This window comes from Enterobacter sp. GER_MD16_1505_Eko_090, assembly GCF_003331015.1.
GTDB lineage: Bacteria > Pseudomonadota > Gammaproteobacteria > Enterobacterales > Enterobacteriaceae > Enterobacter > Enterobacter roggenkampii.
This window is the reverse complement of record NZ_PUQF01000012.1, coordinates 174,911-181,499: the sequence shown is the minus strand read 5'-3', so window position 1 is coordinate 181,499 and position 6,589 is coordinate 174,911. Positions and strand designations below refer to the sequence as shown.

General features: G+C 55.5%; 5 protein-coding genes. All 5 read right to left on the bottom strand.

Going from position 1 to position 6,589, the window contains the following annotated elements:
* Positions 1–114: 114 nt before the first annotated feature.
* The 5 genes from xni to queF all read right to left on the bottom strand — a co-directional run bounded on the left by xni (position 115) and on the right by queF (position 6,550).
* The gene (gene xni, locus C6A40_RS15380) at positions 115–870 is read right to left on the bottom strand and encodes a flap endonuclease Xni (protein ID WP_021241892.1); all 756 of its coding nucleotides are present in this window, start codon (positions 868–870) and stop codon (positions 115–117) included.
* Positions 871–982: 112 nt separating this feature from the next.
* Positions 983–2,350, bottom strand: a complete 1,368-nt coding sequence (gene sdaB / locus C6A40_RS15375) for an L-serine ammonia-lyase II (RefSeq protein WP_008499643.1) — start codon at positions 2,348–2,350, stop codon at positions 983–985.
* A gap of 65 nt (positions 2,351–2,415) precedes the next feature.
* Entirely contained in the window at positions 2,416–3,711 is a 1,296-nt protein-coding gene (locus C6A40_RS15370; protein ID WP_008499642.1) for an HAAAP family serine/threonine permease, read from the bottom strand.
* A 515-nt stretch (positions 3,712–4,226) separates the two neighbouring features.
* Entirely contained in the window at positions 4,227–5,591 is a 1,365-nt protein-coding gene (gene ppnN, locus C6A40_RS15365; RefSeq protein WP_013098530.1) for a nucleotide 5'-monophosphate nucleosidase PpnN, read from the bottom strand.
* 116 nt (positions 5,592–5,707) lie between these two features.
* Positions 5,708–6,550: an NADPH-dependent 7-cyano-7-deazaguanine reductase QueF gene (queF, locus tag C6A40_RS15360; protein WP_023294462.1), complete on the bottom strand. Its 843-nt coding sequence runs from the start codon at positions 6,548–6,550 to the stop codon at positions 5,708–5,710.
* Positions 6,551–6,589: the final 39 nt, after the last annotated feature.

The window sequence follows — 6,589 nt, the reverse complement described above, 5'->3', positions numbered from 1 at the left end:
GTCTCCTCTTCTATGCCAGTTATAACTGTTACCCATGTATCCGGTCTAAAGTGTTACCCATGTTTCCGGTTCATACCCTGCGCTTACCGGGCCTACAAAAACCCTGTAGTCGTTTTAACGTTCTAAGCGCAACTGCTGTAAATTCCCGTCCAGCTGTAAATCCGTCTGTAGCGTTGCGATTTCCCGGCAGATAAACGCCATCTCTTTATGCGCCTCCAGCTTCTTGCGCCATTTTTCGGGCACCTCGTCCAGACGGGCGTAAATGCCCTCCAGACTCTGAAAATCGGTCAGCAACTGCGCGGCGCTCTTCGGCCCAATACCGGCTACTCCCGGAACTTTAGAGCTGCTGATGCCTGCCAGGCCCCAGTAATCCGGCAATTGCTCAGGCGATACGCCAAACTCGCTGGCAATGAACGGCGCGTCCAGCCAGCGTTTTTGAAAATAGTCGCGAATACGGATAGTGGGGGAGAGCAGCTGGCAGTAGCCTTTGTCCGTTGAAACGATCGTGGCCTGATGCCCGGCACTCGCCACCTTTACGGCCAGGGTGGCCGCGAGATCGTCGGCTTCATTTCCCTGTGCGCCCCAGCAGGGGACGCCCCGCTGTTCAAATGCGGCGCGCAGCATGGGTAATTCGGCGTGAAGATCGTCCGGCATCGGTGCGCGTCCGGCTTTGTAGTCGGGCAGACGCTGGTGCCGCCAGCCCGTGTTGCGGGCTTCGTCATCAAAAACCGCGACCGCATGGGTGGGTTCACTGTGGCGGATAAGCTGTTCCAGCGCGTGCAGGCAGGTGTCTTTACAAGGCGTCCCCTGTACCGCATGGATACGGCGAATCAGGTTAAGTGCATCGACGATAAGTAAATGAACGGCCACAGATAATCTCCCTTCTATCTAATGCGTGAAGGGTAACACTGTCAGCAGCGTGAAACTATGAATGGTGGGGAAAACAGGAAGAAGCCTCGCAAAACGAGGCTTCCTGAGAGGCTTAATCGCAGGTTACGATCTTCATCGCCAGGCCACCGCGAGAGGTTTCGCGGTATTTGGCGTTCATATCTTTACCGGTTTCGTACATGGTCTCGATAACCTTATCGAGACAGACGCGCGGTTCGCTGGTGCGGCGCAGCGCCATACGCGCCGCGTTTACCGCCTTCACGGAGGCAATCGCGTTACGCTCGATGCACGGAACCTGTACCTGTCCGGCAACCGGATCGCAGGTCAGCCCCAGGTTGTGTTCCATGCCGATTTCCGCAGCGATGCACACCTGCGCCGGGCTTGCGCCCAACAGCTCCGCCAGACCTGCCGCCGCCATGGAGCACGCCACGCCGACTTCACCCTGACAGCCCACTTCCGCACCGGAAATGGAGGCGTTCATCTTATACAGCGAACCAATCGCACTGGCCACCAGCAGGTAGCGCGCCAGCGAGTTCGCATTCACTTCACGGATAAACTTGTCGTAGTACGCCAGTACCGCCGGAACGATGCCGCAGGCACCGTTGGTTGGCGCGGTGACCACACGGCCCCCTGCGGCGTTTTCTTCGTTTACCGCCAGGGCGAACATGTTGATCCAGTCCACCACGGCCATCGGGTCCGTTGTCGTTTTGTCGGTGCTCACCAGCATACGGCGCAGCGCTGCCGCACGACGCGGTACGCGAAGCTTGCCCGGCAGAACGCCTTCGGTGGTGATCCCGCGCTCAATACCGCCGCGCATCACGTCCCAGACGTTAGCGAAGTGCTGTTCCAGCTCCTCTTTGCTGTGCAGCGCCAGCTCGTTTTTCATCATCAGACCGGAGAGGGAAAGGCCCGTCTCCTGGCAGTGGCGCTGGAGGTCTGCCGCCGTTTTGTACGGATACGGCACCTCGACAGAAGAGGTACTGGTTTGACCAAAGTGGTCTTCGTCGACGATAAAACCGCCGCCGATAGAGTAGTAAGTCTGGCTGTATACCGCTTTGTCGCCGGCCAGCGCGGTAATGCGCATGCCGTTTTCGTGTAGCGACAGGTTGTCCGCATGGAAATTCATGCAGTGGTCAACCGGGAATTCAACCTCATGCTCGCCGTTCGCCAGCAGCAGGCGCCCGTGGGTGTTCACGTCCTGGATAAAGCCAGGGATCGCATCAATATCAACGGTGTCCGGCAGGTTTCCCGCCAGGCCCATGATAATGGCGATATCGGTGTGGTGGCCTTTCCCGGTCAGGGAAAGCGAGCCGTATACATCGACAACCACGCGGGTGATGTCGTGCAGGATGCCGCGTGCAATCAAGTCATCCGTGAACTGCTTACCGGCTTTCATCGGTCCGACGGTGTGAGAGCTGGAAGGACCAATACCGATTTTGAAGATATCGAATACGCTAATCATGATGCGTCCATTGCTTTCAGTCAGAGAGGAGGGAGTGCGCCGTCCGGGGACGGCGCGGGTGAGAATCAGAACATGGTGTACAGGGAGTAGAAGATCGCAGAGATAGCGATAAGCCCCATGATAACCACAAAGACGTTGCTGACATGACCGCTGTACTTACGCATAGCCGGGACTTTCTGAATCGCGTACATCGGCATCAGGAACAGAATCATCGCGATGACCGGGCCGCCAAGGGTTTCAATCATGCCCAGGATGCTTGGGTTCAGCGTCGCTACCGCCCAGGTGGTGAGCAGCATGAACAGTGCAGTGATTTTGTTCAGCTTGTTGATTTCAATGCTCTTGCCTTTACCGCGCAGAGATTTGATCACCATACCGTTGAAGCCTTCACGTGCGCCGAGGTAGTGGCCCAGGAAGGATTTGGTGATGGCGATCATCGCGATGATCGGTGCCATCCACGCAATCAGCGGTGCGTTAAAGTGGTTCGCCAGGTAAGACAGAATTGAGATGTTCTGCTCTTTCGCTGCCGCCAGGTCCGCCGGGGAGAGGCTCAGTACGCAGCTGAAGACGAAGAACATAACGGTCAGCACCATCATGATGTGAGCGCGTGCCAGGATGCTGGAGCACTTCTTCTCTGCGCCATTACCGTACTCTTCACGTTTCGCCACGGCGAAAGAGGAGATGATTGGGGAGTGGTTGAAGGAGAAGACCATTACCGGGATCGCCAGCCACAGGGTCATCAGCAGGCCGTTACCGGTTGCAGACGCGCTGCTCAGGGACAGGGTTTCCAGCGCTGCGCCGTTCCACTGTGGGATCAGGTAGCAGGCCAGCAGCATCAGTGCGGCTACAAACGGGAACACCAGTACGCTCATCGCTTTCACAATCATCTGCTCACCGAAGCGCACGATGGTCATCATGCCGACAATCAGGATCAAAGACAGGATGGCACGCGGTGGCGGCGTCATGTGCAGCTGGTGCAGCATGAAGCTTTCAACGGTGTTGGTGATCGCCACGCTGTAGACCAGCAGGATAGGGTAAATCGCGAAGAAGTAGAGCAGGGTAATCAGTTTACCTGCGCCCACGCCGAAATGCTCTTCAACCACTTCAGTGATGTCTTCGCCCGGGTTTTTACCGGACAGCACGAAGCGGGTCAGACCGCGGTGTGCAAAGAAGGTCATCGGGAAAGCAATGATAGCCATAATGATCAGCGGAATCAGACCGCCGACGCCTGCGTTGATAGGAAGGAACAGTACACCAGCGCCGATTGCCGTGCCGTAAAGGCCAAGCATCCACATGGTATCCGTTTTGCGCCAACCACTTCGGGATTCAATCGAAGCAACGGTGCTGGTTTGAGTGGTTTCCATCTGTATCTCCTGGAGGAAGCAAATTGTCAGGTTTTTAGTCAAATCCGATGAAAAAGTGCCTGACGGTAATATGAAATTCGTTCAGTGACGGTTTTTTAATAATTTTCGCCCGTAACTATTGGCGGGCGGAAAGATACATTCTCGTTATGAATCTATCAGTGATCGCGATCCCAAATGCAATAATCCACTTATGATGTGGGCATCTTTAGACCATTTATCTGTTAAAAAAACATCAAAGAGAATTTACGCGCGCGAAGGCTACCACCAACGACATGTGCGCTGAAAGACTGGCCCTTGATATAGGTGTCTTTCGCTGTAAAGAAATGGGTTTTTAGTATTTTCTGGCAGGTAATTTGGATTAAGGCTGATAATTTACGGTTGAAAAATACAGGTAATCGTTTGCGTTTGTGGCGATTTTGTAAAAGATATAAGTGATGCCTATGAATTACATCAGGAATAAAAAAAGCCGGAACGCGCGACAGGGCGACCCGGCTTTGATGAGATGCCGCTAAGCGTTATGTGCAGATTTCGTAGCAAGGAATATAGGCGGAGCCCGGCAGCTTCATGCGGTGCTGGGCGACAAAGCCCTGCAGCATGTCATCCATGCGGCGCATCATCTCCGGATCGCCGTGGATCTTGTACGGACCGAACTGCTCAATGGCGCGGATACCGACCTCTTTGACGTTGCCCGCCACAATCCCGGAGAAGGCGCGACGCAGATCGGCGGCCAGGACTTCCACCGGCTGATCCGGGTAGAGTTTCAGGTTCGCCATGTTCTCGTGTGAAGGCTCGAACGGGATCTGCAGATCCGGCGCAATGCGGATTGACCAGTTAAAGCTGTAGGCATCCCCGGTATCGCGACGGTTTTCTTTCACCAGCGGCATCGCTTTTTTCATCTGACGCGCCACTTCCGCAGCATCGTCGATGATGATGCGATAGTGACGACGCGCGGCTTCACCCAGCGTGTGTACGATAAACTCGTCCAGCACGCGGAAGTAGTCGGCGCTCTCTTTTGGTCCGGTCAGGATCAGCGGCAGAACCTGATCTTTGTTGGCCGGGTTCATCAGAATACCCAGCAGATAGAGCAGCTCTTCCGCTGTCCCCACGCCGCCCGGGAAGATGATGATGCCGTGAGCGATACGGACAAACGCTTCAAGACGTTTTTCGATATCCGGCATGATAATCAGCTCGTTAACCAGCGGGTTAGGTGGCTCAGCGGCGATGATGGACGGCTCGGTCATGCCGATAAACCGTCCCTCTTTGTAGCGCTGCTGCGCGTGACCCACTGCGGCACCTTTCATTGGCGCTTCCATCGCACCCGGACCACATCCGGTACAGATATTCAGCTCGCGCAGGCCAAGCTGGGTGCCCACCCGACGCGCATAAAGGTACTCGGTTTCGTTAATGGAGTGACCGCCCCAGCAGACGACCATGTTCGGCGCTTCACCCACGTGCAGGGCACGGGCGTTGCGCAAAATAGAGAACACCAGGTTGGTGATATGGACCGAGCTTTCCAGGTCGAGATGCTGGAAACGGCCTGCGTTGTGGATCTGCCCGTTAACAAACAGGATGTCACGCAGCACGGCAAACAGGTTAGCCTGAAGTGAACGGATGATGCGTCCGTCGACGAATGCCTCTTCCGGCGGGTTGATGACTTCAAGCTTCACGCCGCGCTCGCGGCGCAGCACGTTGATATCAAAGCTTTCGAAGCGGGACAGCAGTTCTTTACTGTTATCTGTCAGGCTTCCGGAGTTCAGAACGGCAAGTGAACAGTTACGAAACAGTTGATAAAGATCGCTGCTGGCCGTGCGTTTAAGCATGTCCACTTCCAGCTGCGACAACATATCCATTGAGCCAAGCGGGCTAATATGTGTAATCAAGTGAGCTCCTTACGGGACGATTATCGTCTTTCCCTGTTGATTACAATAGCCCTGCCGCGTGACGTTTCACAACCTAAAGCGCGGAAGATACCGCGCATATTGTGAAAATATTTATATTACTGACGCACCAGCCGGCCCGTCGCCGGGACAAAATCGGTATTGGTGCGCCACGGGTTAATGTCCAGGCCGCCGCGGCGGGTGTAGCGCGCGTAAACGCTCAATTTTTCTGGCTGGCAGAAGCGTTGGATATCGCTAAAGATGCGCTCCACGCACTGCTCGTGGAATTCATTGTGATGGCGGAACGACACCAGGTAGCGCAGCAGCTTTTCCCGGTCGATTTTTGGCCCGCGATACTGGATCTGCACCGAGCCCCAGTCCGGCTGGTGGGTAATCAGGCAGTTGGATTTAAGCAGATGGCTCACCAGCGTCTCTTCAACCACCTTGCCGCTCGCCGCGTTTTCGAGGTAATCGGCGCTGAATTCATAATTCTCCACCTCGATATCCTGATCGTCGATGCAGGTCCCGTTGAAGTGGGCGACTGGCTGGCCTTCCAGCTCGTGCAGGCGATACAGTGAAACGCTCACCTTTCCCTGCGCGCAGGCGCTTAAATCACGTTCCAGGGTGCGCTGAACGTCGTCCCAGCTGTTGAACTTTGTCTGGTTAAAACTGTTGAGATAGAGCTTAAAGCTTTTGGACTCGACGAGATTCACGCTGGCATAGTCCAGCTCAACGTGTCCCACCGCCACCTGCGGCAGGCCGCGCGCGTTGAGCCACGAGAGTTCGTACAGCGTCCAGATATCGCCACCCACGAACGGCAGCGCGTCCGCGTGCAGTCCCAGAGGGTCGCGGTTCAGGCTACGCGGCACGCCCTGCAGCAGGCTTGCATCGTAGGTATCGCGGTAATCGGTCGATTTACCCAGCGTTAAGCCGGTTAACGCCTGATGATTTTCGTAAGACATGTTTCATAGCCACTTTACAGGTACACTTATGGCCTGAGT

What these genes read in the sequence shown, in the direction of transcription:
- C6A40_RS15370 (WP_008499642.1), bottom strand. Translation starts at nt 3,711, where the DNA reads ATGGAAACCACTCAAACCAGCACCGTTGCTTCGATTGAATCCCGAAGT.
- queF (WP_023294462.1), bottom strand. Translation starts at nt 6,550, where the DNA reads ATGTCTTACGAAAATCATCAGGCGTTAACCGGCTTAACGCTGGGTAAA.
- sdaB (WP_008499643.1), bottom strand. Translation starts at nt 2,350, where the DNA reads ATGATTAGCGTATTCGATATCTTCAAAATCGGTATTGGTCCTTCCAGC.